We start from the raw sequence: 14,823 nt of genomic DNA, 5'->3' as shown, positions 1-14,823 counted from the left end.
GACGGACGCCTGCCTGCTTGTTGTTATGGTTCAGGTGCCGGGTTCCTCGAGCCCGATTTCCCAGCCACCGGATTGATGATTCTAGCCTGTTTGCCACAACTTATCCACAGGCAGTGCACAATCATTTCCCCAATGCCCGGGTTTTCCCAAATAAACATTGACATAGAGTGCTGTTTTCAGGTTAAATTACGCGTTTTTGATTCGCAACAACTAGAAGTCAACCGGAGATTCCCATGAAACGCACTTACCAGCCTTCCAAAACCCGTCGTGCCCGTACGCACGGTTTCCTGGTGCGTATGAAGACCCGTGGTGGCCGCGCCGTGATTGCTGCGCGCCGTGCCAAGGGCCGTGCTCGCCTGGCTGTTTAATCGGTCATTCGCCGTCAAGGCGATTTAGTTCTATATGGTTTTGCCAGCTTATGCATTCAGACGTCAGGCAAAATTGTTAAAAACGGATGAGTTTTCATCCGTTTTTAATTTCCGCAAGCGAGTTTCAGGCCAATATCTCGTGCTGCACTATCGCCATAACGAATTGGCCTACGCCAGGCTTGGTCTGGTCGTTGGCAGGAAAACTGCCCGCCGCGCCGTTGACCGCAATTACATCAAGCGTGTCATGAGGGAGCTGTTCAGGGTGAACCAGCACCAGCTTCCGGGCCTTGATTTGGTCGCACGGCCACATAGGATGTTCGGTAGGCAACAATTCGCCGAGATTGAACAAGAGTTCACTGAATTGGTCGCCAAGCTGCAGCGCAAACTTGCAAGCCGGCAGGAGCAGCCCGAATGTTAGCCAGGCTGCTGGTAGGATTGATCAAGTTATACCAATGGACTTTGAGTCCTTTGCTGGGGCAGCGATGCCGTTTTTACCCGACTTGCTCACAATATGCCGTAGAAGCCATACAAAAGCATGGCGCATGGCGTGGAGCGTTTTTTACAATATGCCGTTTATCCAAGTGCCATCCATGGCATGATGGCGGCCATGACCCTGTGCCATGAGGCCATGGCCCATTACAATAGATTAAGAGATTTATGGATACCAAGCGCCTGATTCTGTTCGTGATTTTTTCATTTTCCATTCTGATGCTGTGGGATTCCTGGCAGCGCGATCAACAACCACCTGCTGCTTCGCAAACCCAGACAACGGCACAGTCTGTTGAAGATGGCAGCGTTCCGCAGGCAGCCAAGTCTTCTGCATCCGCTGCGAACCAGGCAAGTGTGCCTGCCGAGACGGGCTTCCGCTTGCAATCCGCGGAACGCATCAATGTGGAAACCGACCTCTATAAAGCCAGCATCGACACGATTGGAGGCGATTTGCGCCGCCTGGAATTACGTGAGCATAAGGATGATGAGGATCAGACGAAGAATTTTGTACTGATGGACGATCAATCTGCGCCCATGTTGTATGTCGCGCAGACCGGCCTCATCGGCAATGGCTTGCCTACCCACAAGGAGGTCTTCACCAGTGAATCGACGAATTATCAGCTCGCCCCGGGAGAGGACAAGCTGGATGTGCGTCTTACCTGGAAAGGCGACAACGGGGTCGAGGTGCACAAGATCTATACTTTCCGGCGAGACAGTTATGCGATCGAGGTCAGCTATGAAATCCGGAATAACAGCGACACTGCGGTCGATCCCTCCGTGTATTACCAGATCGTGCATGACAACCAGTCGCATCAAGGTTCATACATGATGCCGACTTTCACTGGCGGCGCCTACTATACTGAAGCCGACAAGTACAAGAAACTGAGTTTTTCCGACATGGCCAAGACCAACCTATCCAAGAACGCGAGCGATGGCTGGGTGGGGTTGGTGCAGCATTATTTCGTCAGTGCCTGGATTCCTGAGGACGGCTTGGTGCGCGAGTTCTATACAAAGAAGTTGTCGGATAATGTGTACTCCATCGGTAGCGTCAGTCCCTTGGGCAATATTGCCCCTGGGCAGTCGGTGACACTGAAGTCGCGCCTGTATGCAGGTCCCCAAACGCAAAGTGAACTGAAAAGTGTAGCTCCTGGCCTGGAATATACGGTGGATTATGGCTGGCTCACCGTCATTGCCACGCCACTGTTCTGGATTCTGTCGTCGATCCAAAAAGTTGTGCATAACTGGGGTGTCGCGATCATCTTGCTCACCATCCTGATCAAACTGGTTTTTTATCCACTGTCGGCAGCCAGTTATCGTTCCATGGCCAATATGCGCGAGCTTGCCCCGCGCTTGCAGCGCTTGAAGGAGCAGTATGGCGATGACAGGCAGAAGCTGCACCAGGCCATGATGGAAATGTACAAAACTGAAAAAATCAATCCGATGGGAGGGTGCCTGCCCATCCTGGTGCAAATTCCGGTCTTCATTGCGTTGTACTGGGTATTGCTCGGCAGCGTGGAAATGCGCCATGCGCCGTTTATGCTGTGGATACAGGATTTGTCTGCGGTCGATCCCTATTATGTGTTGCCCATCCTCATGGGAATTACCATGATCATTCAGACCAAGCTGAATCCTAAGCCTGCCGATCCCATCCAGGCCAAGGTGATGACGATCATGCCGATCGTGTTCAGCGTATTTTTCTTCTTCTTCCCTGCCGGCCTGGTGCTGTATTGGTTGGTCAATAACATCCTTTCCATCGCGCAGCAGTGGTATATCAACCGTTCTACGGAACGCGCCGCTGCCAAGAAGAAGGGAAATGCCCGTCGTTGATACCATTGCTGCCATTGCTACTGCCCCCGGCTCGGGGGGCATTGGCGTGGTGCGGATATCAGGTCCCTCCAGCCGATTGATTGCCGAGGCAGTCCTGGGTCACTGCCCTCCTCCACGGCATGCAGCCTATCTTGCCTTCCGCGATGCACACGCCTTATTGATAGACCGAGGAATTGCCATCTATTATCCCGGTCCGCACTCCTATACCGGGGAGGATGTGCTCGAGTTGCAGGCGCATGGCGGGCCGGCATTGATGCAGATATTGCTCAAGCGGTGTCTTGAGTTGGGCGCGCGACAGGCAGAGCCCGGCGAGTTTACACGCCGCGCCTATCTGAACGACAAGTTGGACCTGGCCCAGGCTGAAGCCGTCGCCGATGTGATCAATGCGGCGACTGAAGCTGCGGCACGTAGTGCCGTCAGGTCGCTTTCTGGTGAGTTTTCCGCAAGAATCCACAGCTTGCAGCAGAAGCTGGTTGATTTGCGGCTGTATGTTGAAGCATGCCTAGACTTCCCTGAGGAAGATATCGATTTCATCAGCCAGGGACGTGTCGCGGAAAAACTGGCTGAAGTGACAGCAGGCCTGGAAGCTGTTTTTCGTGAAGCCAGACAAGGCAATTTATTGCGGGAAGGTCTGCAAGTGGTGTTGGTTGGTCAGCCGAACGTCGGCAAGTCCAGCCTGATGAACCAATTGGCCGGCGAAGAAGTCGCGATTGTCACCCCAATCGCTGGCACCACACGGGATACGATTAAAAATTCCATACAAATCAATGGGATAACGCTCCATATCACAGACACTGCCGGTTTGCGCGAAACGAACGACGAAGTCGAACAGCACGGTATCGCCAGAACATGGCGAGCTCTAGAAAACGCCGGAGTGGCATTATTATTGGTTGATGCAGCTCATGGTATTGGAAAAGTGGAAAAATCGATTCTGGCGCGATTGCCGCAGTTTTTGCCAAAAATCTGGATTCATAACAAAATAGACCTCGAATCGACACCGCCTAAAATCGAAGAACAGGATGGGGAGACCCATATCCATCTTTCCGCTAGGACTGGCGATGGGGTGCATTTGCTGCGCCAGCGTCTACTGGACATTGCAGGTTGGCAGCCCAGCGGCGAAGGCGTGTTCATGGCAAGGAGTCGACACCTATTGGCTTTGAATAAGGTGCGTGACCATCTCGAAGTCGCTGCTGGACGGCTGATGCAGGCGGAATTATTTGCCGAAGAGTTGCGACTGGCGCAAGATGCATTGAGTACCATCACTGGTGAATTTACGTCGGATGACCTGCTAGGAGAGATATTTAGCCGGTTCTGCATTGGCAAGTAAGCAGTCCCAACAAAAAAGCCCGGGTGATCGGGCTTTTTTTGTTGGTCAAGGATGTCTTGTCTTATGCGCGGCGGCGTGCGGCAAACCCCAACAGTCCCAGGCCCAGCAGGAGCATGGCGTAACTGGAAGGTTCTGGTACTGCAGTGACGGGGATGTTGCCGGTAAATGCATATTGATGAATTTGTCCGCGCTGGATCAGGTTGCTGACGTATACATTGCCCTCAATATCTGCCCAGTTGGTCAATGTAGCGTCAGCAGCGAGAATGGAGCCTCCGAATTGGCGTCCAAGATCAACCGTTTCGGCGTTGTAGAAATTCCAGATCACATTGCCGGCAATCCGCTGTGCCGAACCGCCGAGGAAATTGGCGGAAATGTCGATGTCCTTCAAGCTGGAGTTGATTACCACGGTGGTGGCACTGTTGAGAATGAAGTCGAATTCTCCCAGCCCGAAAATAGCCATTGCATCAGCGTCGCTCAGGTTGAAAACCGCTAGGCCGTTGCTGTCTGCTGTAGCGGTGAAGGTGGCTTTCTGTGTGGTCCAGGTGGCATTGCTGTTACTGTCCAATGACTTCAGGTTGTCAGAAGTGCTGCTAAGCACGCTATAAAAGTCCGTGGAGCCTGCCGCCGCAATATTGGTTTCCAATTGAGTATTGGGGGCTGATAATTGACCACCATTGAAAAAAATGTCGCTGTTTGCGCCAGCAACGTAGCCCGGACCGTTCAGGTGGCCGTTGCTCGCATTGCCGAGAACCGCGGTGCTTCCGCCGTTTACGCTGGTATTGGTGAGGTTGCCGTTGATCACTGCGCCCTGTGCAAGTACTCTTGCGTTACTGATGTTGCCTTGTACGGTAAGGCCGGCATAGTCGGATGTGGGCAGCGGGCGGTGAACGTACTCACCACCGTTGACATTGCCACCCACCCAGGCGCGGCCATGCAGGTTGGAGGTGGAATCGATGTTGCCAAACACGACGGCATTGAACTGCTGAAAAGTTTGGTTGGCATCAAGTGCAGCATGAGCGCTGGCACTGAAAAATGCAGCTGCCGCAATGGCAGGTAGCATAAAAGCACGAATGAACATAATAATCCCCGATGATGTAATAGTGAATATATTGCTGGCGTCTGCTTGTGCCAGCTTATTTTCTGATTGCGTGCAATACAGAACTGTATTGTTAAGAAAATACCATACGTTGATTAGGGATTATATAGTCCGAATGGGTAGGTGAAGAACTCACAAAAACTCAGCAACCATCCATTGTTTCACGTGAAACATGTGGATTAACACCATGGTGATCAAGATAGTAGATGTTTCACGTGAAACAATGCTCTGATTATCACTGACATCTGATGAAGGAATGCAGTATCATTCGGGGAATGATATGTGAGAGTTTTTCATGCGATTTTCTGAGAAGTTTGATGTAATCATTGTCGGTGGCGGCCATGCTGGCACGGAAGCGGCGTTAGCAAGTGCTCGCATGGGTCAGAAAACCCTTCTATTGACGCATAATATAGAAACGCTTGGGCAAATGTCCTGTAATCCGTCCATTGGCGGCATTGGCAAGGGGCATCTGGTCAAGGAGGTGGATGCACTGGGCGGTGCCATGGCGGCCGCAACCGACGAGGGTGGCATCCAGTTCCGCATCTTGAATTCCAGCAAGGGCCCTGCTGTACGGGCAACGCGTGCGCAAGCCGACCGCGTGCTTTACAAGGCTGCCATCCGCCGACGCCTGGAGAACCAGCCCAACCTGTGGTTGTTCCAGCAGGCCGTGGACGACATCATTCTCGAGGGCGAGCGTGTCGCCGGCGTAGTGACGCAATTGGGTCTTAGGTTCGAATCGAAGGCGGTTGTGCTGACCGCGGGGACTTTCCTAGCAGGATTGGTGCATGTAGGTTTGGCGAATTACCAGGCAGGACGGGCAGGCGACCCGCCTGCGGTATCGCTCGCGGCACGATTGCGAGAAATTGGCCTGCCTGCCGGACGCCTCAAGACGGGGACGCCGCCGCGCATTGATGGCCGCACCATCGATTACAGTGTCATGGCCGAGCAGCCCGGAGATAGCCCCGTACCGGTATTTTCCTTCCTTGGGAGCGCCGAGCAACATCCGGCCCAGCTGCCGTGCTGGATTACCTTCACCAACGAAAAAACCCACGACATCATCCGTAGCGGCCTTGACCGCTCGCCAATGTATACGGGTGTGATCGAAGGGGTGGGCCCGCGTTATTGCCCGTCGGTTGAAGACAAGATTCACCGTTTCGCAGACAAGGATTCACATCAGGTATTCCTTGAACCCGAAGGGTTGACGACAAACGAGATATATCCAAATGGGATATCCACCAGTTTGCCGTTCGATATTCAGTACCAATTGGTGCGCTCCATCAAGGGACTGGAAAATGCGCATATCCTGCGTCCGGGCTATGCGATCGAATATGACTACTATGACCCACGTGGATTGAAAAGCTCCCTGGAAACCAAAGCAATACGGGGCTTGTTTTTCGCGGGACAAATCAACGGTACCACTGGGTATGAGGAAGCGGCTGCACAAGGGCTGTTGGCTGGCGCAAATGCGGCACTCTATGCCCAGGAAAAAGACGCCTGGTGGCCTACGCGCGACCAGGCATATTTGGGCGTGCTGGTCGATGACCTGATCACAAGAGGTGTGAGCGAGCCCTACCGCATGTTTACCAGTCGTGCCGAATACCGCTTGATGCTGCGGGAGGACAATGCTGATATGCGTTTGACTGAGGCTGGTCGCAAACTTGGCTTGGTCGACGATGTGCGCTGGGAGGCTTTTCAGCGCAAGCAAGAAGCTATCGAGCGTGAACAACAGCGCCTGCGGAGAACGTTCATTCATCCGCAGCATGTTCCGCAGGAGCAATTGCAGCAAGTATTTGGCAAGGTGCTGGAACGTGAATATTCGATGTTCGAACTGTTGCGCCGTCCAGAGGTGAGTTATGAGGCATTGCTTAGCCTGCCCCAGGCCGGTGAAGGCGAAGCAGATCCGCAAGTCCGTCAGCAGCTGGAAATCGTGGCAAAGTACCAGGGCTATATTGATAGGCAAGCCGAGGAAATCGAGCGTCTGAAGGAAAGCGAGCATTACAGGCTGCCGCTGAACATGGATTATAGCGAAGTGCATGGGCTTTCGATCGAGGTGCAGCAAAAGCTCAACAAGCAGAAACCGGAAACCATCGGCCAGGCCGGGCGTATTTCCGGCGTCACTCCGGCAGCGGTTTCGTTGTTGCTGGTACATCTCAAACGCAAGAGCCGCAAAGCAGGCAACACTGCGGATCAGGTGGCATGAAGTTGCAGCAAAAGCTGGAGACCGGAATTCGGCAACTGGGGCTTGATCTGCCTGCAGAGGTGACCGAGAAGTTGCTCGCCTATCTTGCCTTGCTGGCGAAATGGAACAAGGTGCACAACCTGACGGCAGTGCGCGATCCGGAAGATATGGTCACGCTGCATTTGCTGGACAGCCTTTCGGTATTGCCACATGTGCCGTCGGGGAGTTTGCTGGATGTCGGCAGTGGCGCCGGGTTGCCCGGCATTGTGCTGGCAATCTGTCGTCCGGATTTGCAGGTGACCACGATAGATGCAGTCCAAAAAAAGGCCAGCTTCATGCGGCAGGCCAAGGCGGAACTGCAAATCGACAATCTGCAGGTGGTGGCTGGGCGGGTGGAGCAGTTTGAGCCAGAGGCGCCATTTGACACCGTGATCTCGAGGGCATTTTCCGAGATTGCCCTATTCGTCAAGCTGACAAGGCATTTGATGGCTGAAGATGGACTATGGCTGGCGATGAAGGGGCAGATGCCGCAGGAGGAGCTGGGCGCGGTAGCGCTCAAGCCCGCAAAGATCATGTCGTTGATCGTACCCGGGCTGGACGCCCAGCGTCACCTGGTTTTCCTGCCGGCACGGCAGTTTTGATGAATTCAATACTAGTGGGATGGCTTAAATCATGAGGATTCTGGCAATTACCAATCAAAAAGGCGGTGTGGGCAAGACCACGACTTGCGTGAACCTGGCAGCCAGCCTGGCGGCGACCAAGCGCAAGGTACTCGTGATCGACCTCGACCCGCAGGGCAACGCCACCACAGGCTGCGGCATAGATAAGTCCAAGATGCAGCACACCATCTACCATGTGTTGATCGGAGAAAAGAGCTTGCGTGATGTCATGCAGCGTTCGGAGCGTGGGCGCTTCGATGTGGTGCCCGCCAATCGGGAATTGGCAGGCGCCGAAGTTGAGCTGGTCAATGAATTTGCGCGAGAGACGCGCCTCAAGTCAGCATTGGCGGAATTGGGCGATGCCTATGATTACGTACTGATCGATTGCCCCCCTGCCCTCAACCTCACCACTGTCAATGCATTGACAGCCGCCCATGCGGTCATGATTCCCATGCAGTGCGAATATTATGCGCTTGAGGGCTTGTCCGACCTGGTGAATACCATCAAGAAAGTGCGTGCCCACTTGAATCCGCATCTAGAAATCGAAGGCCTGTTGCGCACCTTGTTCGATAATCGCAACACCTTGGCGCAGCAGGTTTCTAATGAGTTGGCGCAACATTTCGGCGACAAGGTGTACCGTACGGTAATCCCACGCAATATCCGCTTGGCAGAAGCGCCCAGCTATGGCGTGCCGGTGTTGCTGCATGACAAGACTTCCAAGGGGGCCAAGGCATATCTCGCGCTGGCTGGAGAAATCATCAACCGGCATGTCGTCAGCAATAGGCAAGTTGCAGCAAATTAGGAGTCACTATGGTTAAGTTGAAGGGATTAGGGCGCGGGCTGGATGCCCTGCTGGCTGGAGATGCAGAGACGGTATCAGCCAATGATGCGCCCAATACCTTATTGGTAAGCCAGATGCAGCCGGGCAAATACCAGCCTCGCACCCATATGGACCAGGCATCGCTGGCTAGCCTGGCGGATTCCATCCGTGCGCAGGGTATTATGCAGCCCATTCTGGTGCGCGAGGTTGCCGCGGGTAAGTATGAAATCATTGCCGGTGAACGACGCTGGCGCGCGGCGAAATTAGCCGGATTGACAGAAGTGCCGGTGTTGGTGCGCGACATTCCTGACGAGTCCGCCTTGGCCATGGCCTTGATTGAGAATATTCAGCGAGAAAACCTCAATCCATTGGAGGAGGCGCAGGGTATCCAGCGGCTAATCAATGAGTTCAACATGACGCATCAGGCGGCGGCAGATGCAGTAGGACGTTCGCGTAGCGTGGTGACTAATCTGCTTAGATTGCAGAATTTGAGCAATAAAGTGCAGGAAATGCTGATGGAGGGCCAGTTGGATATGGGACATGCGCGTGCCCTGCTTTCCTTGCCTGACGCCAACCAAGTCATGGCGGCCGAGCTGATTGTGCAGAAGCAGCTTTCTGTCAGGGAGGCAGAGAAGCTGGTCAAGCAATTGAGTGCCGAGCCACAGCAAAAACCGGCCAAGGTCGTGGATAGGGATGTGTTGCGCCTGCAAGAGGATTTATCCGAATTGTTGGGTGCAACGGTTGAGATCCGGGCTGGGAAAAAAGGCAATGGAGAGGTCAAGATCCATTACGGAAGTTTGGACCAGCTGGATGCATTGATTGAGAGATTTAAAGGTGGAAATAGCAATTAAGCTTGACTTAATGCTGATTTAACAACAAAATCTCGTGATTTCACGGGTAGGGCAAAACGCTCGGCTTTTCTTTTGCCCGTCATTTGTGAAACAGGGAAATTTCAAGGCATGGATGAACTACTGGCAAGCATGATCAAAAGACAGGTCCTTGCCACCTTGGTAGTTGCGGTACTTGCGTTTGTCTTCCTCAACAAGTTTGGCGTTGGCCTCCATGGTGCACTCTCTGCCCTGGCGGGCGGCGGATCGGCCATCTTGGGCGGCCTGGCTGCCAAGATGAAGTTGCAGAATAAGACAGCGGGGATGGGCGCTGGTTCCGTGTTGGTCAATGTTTTGATTGCTGAGGCAATCAAAATCGCCGTGATCGCAATCACCCTGCTCTTGGTATTCAAGTTTTATGAAAAACTGGTTCCCATCGCCCTGATCGCAGGATTGGCGGCGGCGGCAATCATGTCTGGTGCAGCAATTTTTGCAATTAATGAGAAAAACAACGCTTAAGGTTTGGTTATGGCGACAGGTCAATTAACTCCATCGGAATATATCGGGCACCACCTTTCATTCAATGCAAAGAGTGTCGGTGAAGGCGATTTTTGGGTGTTGCATATGGATACTCTGGTCATGTCCATTTTGCTCGGTGTCGTCGTGTTTGGCCTTCTTTGGTGGGTCGTGCGTGGGGCAACATCAGGCGTGCCGACCAAGCGCCAGGCATTTGTCGAATTGTTGATCGAGTTCATTGACAACCAGGTCAAAAGCATTTTTCATGGCGACCGCCATGCTTTCGTGGCGCCACTGGCATTGACCGTTTTTGTTTGGGTCCTGGTGATGAATGCCATGGATTTCCTTCCCATCGACATCATGGCGATCATCTATGGCTGGCTGGGCCTCCATGAATGGCGTAGCGTACCGACATCCGACATTAATGCCACATTCGCGCTGGCATTATCGGTTTGGTTGTTGATGATTTTCTTCAGTATCAAGGTCAAGGGGCTGGGTGGCTGGATTCATGAGCTGTTCTGTTCACCCTTCGGCGCCAACCCGTTGGTCTGGCCTGCCAACTTTGCGTTCAACCTGATTGAGTACATTTCCAAGCCGCTTTCCCATTCCCTGCGTTTGTTCGGGAATATGTATGCGGGCGAAATCATTTTCCTGCTGCTTGGTATGTGGGCGGCAACTGGGCTCGCAGGCACCTTCTTCGGTGCGTTGCTGGGCGCTGGCTGGGCGATTTTCCATATTCTGATCGTCTGCCTGCAAGCATTCATTTTCATGATGCTGACGGTTGTCTACATATCCATGGCGCATGAAAGCCACTAAATCGTTTAGCTAGTTTTGTACTTGATTTTTTATCGTTAACACTCTCTAAAAGCCGAAAGGAAATTAAATGGAGAATTTGCAATTGTTGGCCATGATTCAAGCTTACACCGGTGTTGGTATCGGTTTGATCATTGGTTTGGGCGCAGCTGGTGCCTGTATTGGTATCGGCATCATGTGTGCAAGCTTCCTGGATGGCGCTGCTCGTCAGCCAGAACTGATCCCTGCCCTGCAAGGTAAGGTATTCCTGCTGCTGGGCCTGATCGACGCTTCTTTCATTATCGGTGTTGGTCTGGCCATGATGTTCGCCTTTGCAAACCCATTGCTGAGCGTGGTCGCTTAACTGAGCCAGTGCGGAATTTAAGTGGTAAGTGATTAAACTTAAAGCTGACTGGATTTAACGGCTCGGGAGCAAATATGAATATCAACCTGACACTCATTGCGCAGGCTATCTCATTTGCCATTCTGATCTGGTTCACCACAAAGTTTGTGTGGCCATATCTCCTGAATGCGATAGAGACTCGCCAGAAAACCATTGCGGATGGTTTGGCTGCGGCTGAGCGCGGTAAGCAGGAGCTTGACATGGCGACCCAGCGTTCCGCTGAAGTTGTCAATGATGCCAAGCAGAAAGCGACTTCCATTATCGCCCAGGCTGAAAAGCGTGCGAGTGAGATAGTGGAAGAAGCCAAGGCAAATGCCAAGGCGGAAGGCGATCGCATTATCGCAGGCGCCAAGGCGGAAATCGATCAAGAAGTCAACCGTGCCAAAGAGGGCTTGCGCCAGCAAGTGTCTGCATTGGCGGTTGCTGGCGCAGAGAAGATCCTGCGCAAGGAAATCGATGCCAAGGCCCATGCCGACTTGCTGAACGCCATCGCAAACGAGCTCTAAGGAAGGAATGGGAGCACGACATGGCTGAAGCGATCACCATTGCAAGACCTTATGCGGTAGCGGTTTACCGCTTGGCGAAGGAAAAAAATGCGCTGGCAGACTGGTCGCAAATGCTCGCCCTGGCTGCGGCCATTGCGGCTGATGAGCAGATGCGAGCGTTTATTGACAACCCCAAGGTTGACGCGGCTGACTTGGAGCGCGTATTCCTTTCCGTAAGCGGAGACAGGCTAAACGAGGCAGGGACCAACCTGATCAAGTTGCTGGTGGAATACGGTCGCTTATCCATATTGCCGGAGATTGCCGCTGCATTCGAAGCGTTAAAGGCACAGGATGAGGGTGTGCTGGAGGCTGAGATTACAGCCGCAGTGCAGCCTAGCGACGCTGAGTTTTCAGCCATCGTGAAGCGCCTGGAGGCCAAGTTCGGCAAAAAGGTTGAAGCTAGCGTCAAAGTGGATCCGGAAATTATTGGCGGGATCAAAATTGTAGTCGGCGATACGGTCATTGACGCTTCAGTCCGTGGCCAATTGCAAGAGTTGGCCTACACGCTGAAAGGTTAGGAAAAAATAATGCAATTATCCACATCAGAAATCAGTGAACTGATTAAGAGCAGATTAGAGAATTTCTCCACCAGCGCTGAAGCGCGTACCCAGGGTACCGTGATTTCGGTGACGGATGGTATCGTTCGTATTCATGGCCTGTCTAACGTCATGGCCGGAGAAATGATCGAGTTTCCAGGCAATGTGTACGGTCTGGCGCTGAACCTGGAGCGCGACTCCGTGGGTGCCGTGATCCTGGGTGACTACGAGAATATCTCCGAAGGTGATACAGTCAAATGCACAGGCCGTATTCTGGAAGTGCCTGTCGGCCCTGAGTTGGTCGGGCGTGTAGTGAATGCACTTGGCCAGCCGATTGACGGCAAGGGTCCGATCAATGCCAAGCTGACGGACAAGATCGAAAAGGTAGCGCCTGGGGTGATTGCCCGTAAGTCCGTCTCCCAGCCAGTACAAACTGGTATCAAAGCCATCGACTCCATGGTGCCTGTTGGCCGTGGACAGCGTGAGTTGATCATTGGTGATCGCCAAACCGGCAAGACAGCTGTTGCGGTTGACGCCATCATCAACCAGAAGGGTCAGAATATGACCTGTATCTACGTCGCGATCGGGCAGAAGGCTTCGACCATCGCCAACGTAGTGCGCAAGCTGGAAGAGCATGGTGCCATGGAATACACCATCGTCGTGGCTGCTTCTGCTTCCGATCCTGCCGCCCTGCAATTCCTGGCACCTTATGCCGGTTGTACCATGGGTGAATATTTCCGTGACCGTGGTCAAGATGCACTGATCGTTTACGATGACTTGACCAAGCAAGCTTGGGCATATCGTCAAATCTCCCTGCTGCTGCGCCGTCCACCAGGCCGCGAAGCTTATCCGGGTGACGTGTTCTACATCCACTCCCGCCTGCTTGAGCGTGCTGCCCGCGTGAACGAGGAATATGTCGAAAAGTTCACGAATGGTGAAGTGAAAGGAAAAACCGGTTCCTTGACCGCGTTGCCTATTATCGAAACTGCTGCCGGCGACGTTTCAGCATTCGTGCCGACCAACGTGATCTCGATTACCGATGGTCAGATCTTCCTGGAAACCGACTTGTTCAACGCCGGTATCCGTCCTGCGATCAATGCCGGTATTTCGGTATCCCGCGTCGGTGGTGCTGCTCAGACCAAGGTGATCAAGAAGCTGGGCGGCGGTGTGCGTCTGGCATTGGCCCAGTATCGTGAACTGGCTGCGTTTGCGCAGTTTGCATCTGACCTGGACGAAGTGACCCGCAAGCAGTTGGATCGCGGCCGTTTGGTGACCGAACTGATGAAACAAGCGCAATATGCGCCATTGTCAACTTCCGAGATGGCAGTGACCTTGCTTGCTGCCAATAAGGGTTTCTTTGACGATGTGCCAGTTGCGCGCGCATTGGCGTTCGAATCTGCCCTGCACTCCTTCCTCAAGTCCAAGTACAAGAGCATCCTGGACAAGATCGACAGCACCAACGACCTTGGCGGTGACGACGAGAAGGCCCTGGAAGCGGCAATTCAAGACTTCAAGGCAACCAACGCTTACTAAGCTTAAAGCACAGACAGGCAGACTAGACAATGGCTGGTAGCAAAGAGATACGTAGCAAGATCAAAAGCGTGGAAAACACGCGCAAGATCACCAAGGCGATGGAAATGGTGGCGGCGTCCAAGATGCGCAAGGCGCAAGAGCGTATGCGTATGGCCCGCCCCTACGCAGAAAAGATTCGTAATGTGACAGCCCACCTGTCCCATGCCAACTCCGAATACAAGCATCCTTTTGTCGTGAAACGGGAAAAGGTCGGCAACGTAGGCTTGATCGTCGTGAGTTCAGACAAGGGTTTGTGTGGCGGCCTCAATACGAATGTGCTGCGTTTGTCCATCAACCAGATGAAAGCATGGGAAGGCGAAGGGAAGAAAACCATCGTCAGTGCCATCGGCAACAAGGGGTTCACTTACCTGAACCGCATCAATGCCGATGTGAAGTCCCACGTTACAGGCCTGGGGGATACGCCACACTTGGAAAAACTCATCGGTACGATCAAGGTGATGCTGGATGCCTATATCGCCGGTGAAATCGACCAGCTGCATATCTGTTACACCCGCTTCCTCAACACAATGAAGCAGGAAGCCGTGATAGAGCAGGTGTTGCCATTGTCTGATGACAAGCTTGAAACCTCAGCCACGACTGCCAAAGGCCATTGGGATTATATCTATGAGCCTGATGCAAACGTCGTCATTGATGAATTGATGACTCGGTATATCGAGACCATCATTTATCACGCAGTGACTGAGAACATGGCGTCTGAACAAAGTGCCCGCATGGTGGCAATGAAAGCCGCTTCGGACAATGCGAAGAACGTGATTGGTGAATTGAAGCTGGTGTACAACAAGGCACGCCAGGCCGCGATTACCAAGGAAATTTCTGAAATTGTTGGTGGCGCGGCGGCCGTATAGG

17 protein-coding genes are annotated in these 14,823 nt (G+C 53.1%); 16 read left to right on the top strand and 1 reads right to left on the bottom strand.

All coding sequences use genetic code 11. The annotated features are described in order from the left end of the window. Positions 1-233: 233 nt before the first annotated feature. The 5 genes from rpmH to mnmE are packed head-to-tail and all read left to right on the top strand — an operon-like array spanning position 234 to position 4,011. Complete coding sequence (gene rpmH, locus MFLA_RS14090; protein ID WP_011480977.1) at positions 234-368, top strand: 50S ribosomal protein L34; 135 nt, start codon at positions 234-236, stop codon at positions 366-368. Positions 369-402: 34 nt separating this feature from the next. Continuing rightward, positions 403-786: a ribonuclease P protein component gene (rnpA, locus tag MFLA_RS14085; protein WP_011480976.1), complete on the top strand. Its 384-nt coding sequence runs from the start codon at positions 403-405 to the stop codon at positions 784-786. Further along, positions 780-992: a membrane protein insertion efficiency factor YidD gene (yidD, locus tag MFLA_RS14780; RefSeq protein ID WP_011480975.1), complete on the top strand. Its 213-nt coding sequence runs from the start codon at positions 780-782 to the stop codon at positions 990-992. The genes rnpA and yidD overlap by 7 nt, the downstream gene beginning before the upstream one ends. A gap of 33 nt (positions 993-1,025) precedes the next feature. Beyond that, positions 1,026-2,684 carry a membrane protein insertase YidC gene (gene yidC, locus MFLA_RS14080; protein ID WP_011480974.1) on the top strand — a complete coding sequence of 553 codons (1,659 nt, stop codon included), beginning with the start codon at positions 1,026-1,028 and terminating at the stop codon, positions 2,682-2,684. Then, positions 2,671-4,011, top strand: coding sequence for a tRNA uridine-5-carboxymethylaminomethyl(34) synthesis GTPase MnmE (mnmE, locus tag MFLA_RS14075; protein WP_011480973.1), 1,341 nt, complete (start codon positions 2,671-2,673; stop codon positions 4,009-4,011). The genes yidC and mnmE overlap by 14 nt, the downstream gene beginning before the upstream one ends. 61 nt (positions 4,012-4,072) lie before the next feature. On the opposite strand, the gene MFLA_RS14070 is transcribed toward mnmE, so the two are convergent. Next, a complete protein-coding gene (locus MFLA_RS14070; RefSeq protein ID WP_011480972.1) occupies positions 4,073-5,089 on the bottom strand; it encodes a choice-of-anchor A family protein in 1,017 nt (338 codons plus the stop codon). Positions 5,090-5,402: 313 nt separating this feature from the next. Between MFLA_RS14070 and mnmG the strand changes: the two genes are divergently transcribed. The 11 genes from mnmG to atpG all read left to right on the top strand — a co-directional run bounded on the left by mnmG (position 5,403) and on the right by atpG (position 14,822). Next, a complete protein-coding gene (gene mnmG / locus MFLA_RS14065) occupies positions 5,403-7,307 on the top strand; it encodes a tRNA uridine-5-carboxymethylaminomethyl(34) synthesis enzyme MnmG (protein WP_011480971.1) in 1,905 nt (634 codons plus the stop codon). After that, positions 7,304-7,927, top strand: a complete 624-nt coding sequence (gene rsmG / locus MFLA_RS14060; protein WP_048811785.1) for a 16S rRNA (guanine(527)-N(7))-methyltransferase RsmG — start codon at positions 7,304-7,306, stop codon at positions 7,925-7,927. The genes mnmG and rsmG overlap by 4 nt, the downstream gene beginning before the upstream one ends. 31 nt (positions 7,928-7,958) lie before the next feature. After that, on the top strand, positions 7,959-8,747 hold the full coding sequence (locus tag MFLA_RS14055; protein WP_011480969.1) for a ParA family protein: 789 nt from the start codon (positions 7,959-7,961) through the stop codon (positions 8,745-8,747). 8 nt (positions 8,748-8,755) lie between these two features. Then, positions 8,756-9,616 (top strand): ParB/RepB/Spo0J family partition protein, encoded by an 861-nt coding sequence (locus MFLA_RS14050; protein ID WP_011480968.1) that lies wholly within the window; start codon positions 8,756-8,758, stop codon positions 9,614-9,616. 108 nt (positions 9,617-9,724) lie between these two features. Then, positions 9,725-10,111, top strand: a complete 387-nt coding sequence (locus tag MFLA_RS14045; RefSeq protein ID WP_011480967.1) for an ATP synthase subunit I — start codon at positions 9,725-9,727, stop codon at positions 10,109-10,111. A 9-nt stretch (positions 10,112-10,120) separates the two neighbouring features. Further along, entirely contained in the window at positions 10,121-10,924 is an 804-nt protein-coding gene (gene atpB, locus MFLA_RS14040; protein WP_011480966.1) for a F0F1 ATP synthase subunit A, read from the top strand. A 67-nt stretch (positions 10,925-10,991) separates the two neighbouring features. Further along, positions 10,992-11,264 carry a F0F1 ATP synthase subunit C gene (gene atpE, locus MFLA_RS14035; protein ID WP_011480965.1) on the top strand — a complete coding sequence of 91 codons (273 nt, stop codon included), beginning with the start codon at positions 10,992-10,994 and terminating at the stop codon, positions 11,262-11,264. Between the two features lie 74 nt (positions 11,265-11,338). Beyond that, positions 11,339-11,809, top strand: coding sequence for a F0F1 ATP synthase subunit B (locus MFLA_RS14030; protein ID WP_011480964.1), 471 nt, complete (start codon positions 11,339-11,341; stop codon positions 11,807-11,809). Between the two features lie 20 nt (positions 11,810-11,829). After that, positions 11,830-12,366 carry a F0F1 ATP synthase subunit delta gene (locus MFLA_RS14025; RefSeq protein ID WP_011480963.1) on the top strand — a complete coding sequence of 179 codons (537 nt, stop codon included), beginning with the start codon at positions 11,830-11,832 and terminating at the stop codon, positions 12,364-12,366. Between the two features lie 9 nt (positions 12,367-12,375). Beyond that, positions 12,376-13,917 carry a F0F1 ATP synthase subunit alpha gene (atpA, locus tag MFLA_RS14020; RefSeq protein ID WP_011480962.1) on the top strand — a complete coding sequence of 514 codons (1,542 nt, stop codon included), beginning with the start codon at positions 12,376-12,378 and terminating at the stop codon, positions 13,915-13,917. Between the two features lie 29 nt (positions 13,918-13,946). Continuing rightward, positions 13,947-14,822 (top strand): F0F1 ATP synthase subunit gamma, encoded by an 876-nt coding sequence (gene atpG / locus MFLA_RS14015; protein ID WP_011480961.1) that lies wholly within the window; start codon positions 13,947-13,949, stop codon positions 14,820-14,822. Position 14,823: the final 1 nt, after the last annotated feature.

Source organism: Methylobacillus flagellatus KT, from assembly GCF_000013705.1.
Classification (GTDB): Bacteria; Pseudomonadota; Gammaproteobacteria; order Burkholderiales; family Methylophilaceae; genus Methylobacillus; species Methylobacillus flagellatus.
The sequence above is the reverse complement of the archived record's forward strand: the minus strand, read 5'-3'. Positions and strand labels throughout refer to the sequence as shown.

Excerpts from the sequence above, each read along its gene's own strand:
- rpmH (WP_011480977.1), top strand. The coding sequence starts at position 234 with ATGAAACGCACTTACCAGCCTTCCAAAACCCGTCGTGCCCGTACGCAC.
- rnpA (WP_011480976.1), top strand. The coding sequence starts at position 403 with ATGGTTTTGCCAGCTTATGCATTCAGACGTCAGGCAAAATTGTTAAAA.
- yidD (WP_011480975.1), top strand. The coding sequence starts at position 780 with ATGTTAGCCAGGCTGCTGGTAGGATTGATCAAGTTATACCAATGGACT.
- yidC (WP_011480974.1), top strand. The coding sequence starts at position 1,026 with ATGGATACCAAGCGCCTGATTCTGTTCGTGATTTTTTCATTTTCCATT.
- mnmE (WP_011480973.1), top strand. The coding sequence starts at position 2,671 with ATGCCCGTCGTTGATACCATTGCTGCCATTGCTACTGCCCCCGGCTCG.
- MFLA_RS14070 (WP_011480972.1), bottom strand. The coding sequence starts at position 5,089 with ATGTTCATTCGTGCTTTTATGCTACCTGCCATTGCGGCAGCTGCATTT.
- mnmG (WP_011480971.1), top strand. The coding sequence starts at position 5,403 with ATGCGATTTTCTGAGAAGTTTGATGTAATCATTGTCGGTGGCGGCCAT.
- rsmG (WP_048811785.1), top strand. The coding sequence starts at position 7,304 with ATGAAGTTGCAGCAAAAGCTGGAGACCGGAATTCGGCAACTGGGGCTT.
- MFLA_RS14055 (WP_011480969.1), top strand. The coding sequence starts at position 7,959 with ATGAGGATTCTGGCAATTACCAATCAAAAAGGCGGTGTGGGCAAGACC.
- MFLA_RS14050 (WP_011480968.1), top strand. The coding sequence starts at position 8,756 with ATGGTTAAGTTGAAGGGATTAGGGCGCGGGCTGGATGCCCTGCTGGCT.
- MFLA_RS14045 (WP_011480967.1), top strand. The coding sequence starts at position 9,725 with ATGGATGAACTACTGGCAAGCATGATCAAAAGACAGGTCCTTGCCACC.
- atpB (WP_011480966.1), top strand. The coding sequence starts at position 10,121 with ATGGCGACAGGTCAATTAACTCCATCGGAATATATCGGGCACCACCTT.
- atpE (WP_011480965.1), top strand. The coding sequence starts at position 10,992 with ATGGAGAATTTGCAATTGTTGGCCATGATTCAAGCTTACACCGGTGTT.
- MFLA_RS14030 (WP_011480964.1), top strand. The coding sequence starts at position 11,339 with ATGAATATCAACCTGACACTCATTGCGCAGGCTATCTCATTTGCCATT.
- MFLA_RS14025 (WP_011480963.1), top strand. The coding sequence starts at position 11,830 with ATGGCTGAAGCGATCACCATTGCAAGACCTTATGCGGTAGCGGTTTAC.
- atpA (WP_011480962.1), top strand. The coding sequence starts at position 12,376 with ATGCAATTATCCACATCAGAAATCAGTGAACTGATTAAGAGCAGATTA.
- atpG (WP_011480961.1), top strand. The coding sequence starts at position 13,947 with ATGGCTGGTAGCAAAGAGATACGTAGCAAGATCAAAAGCGTGGAAAAC.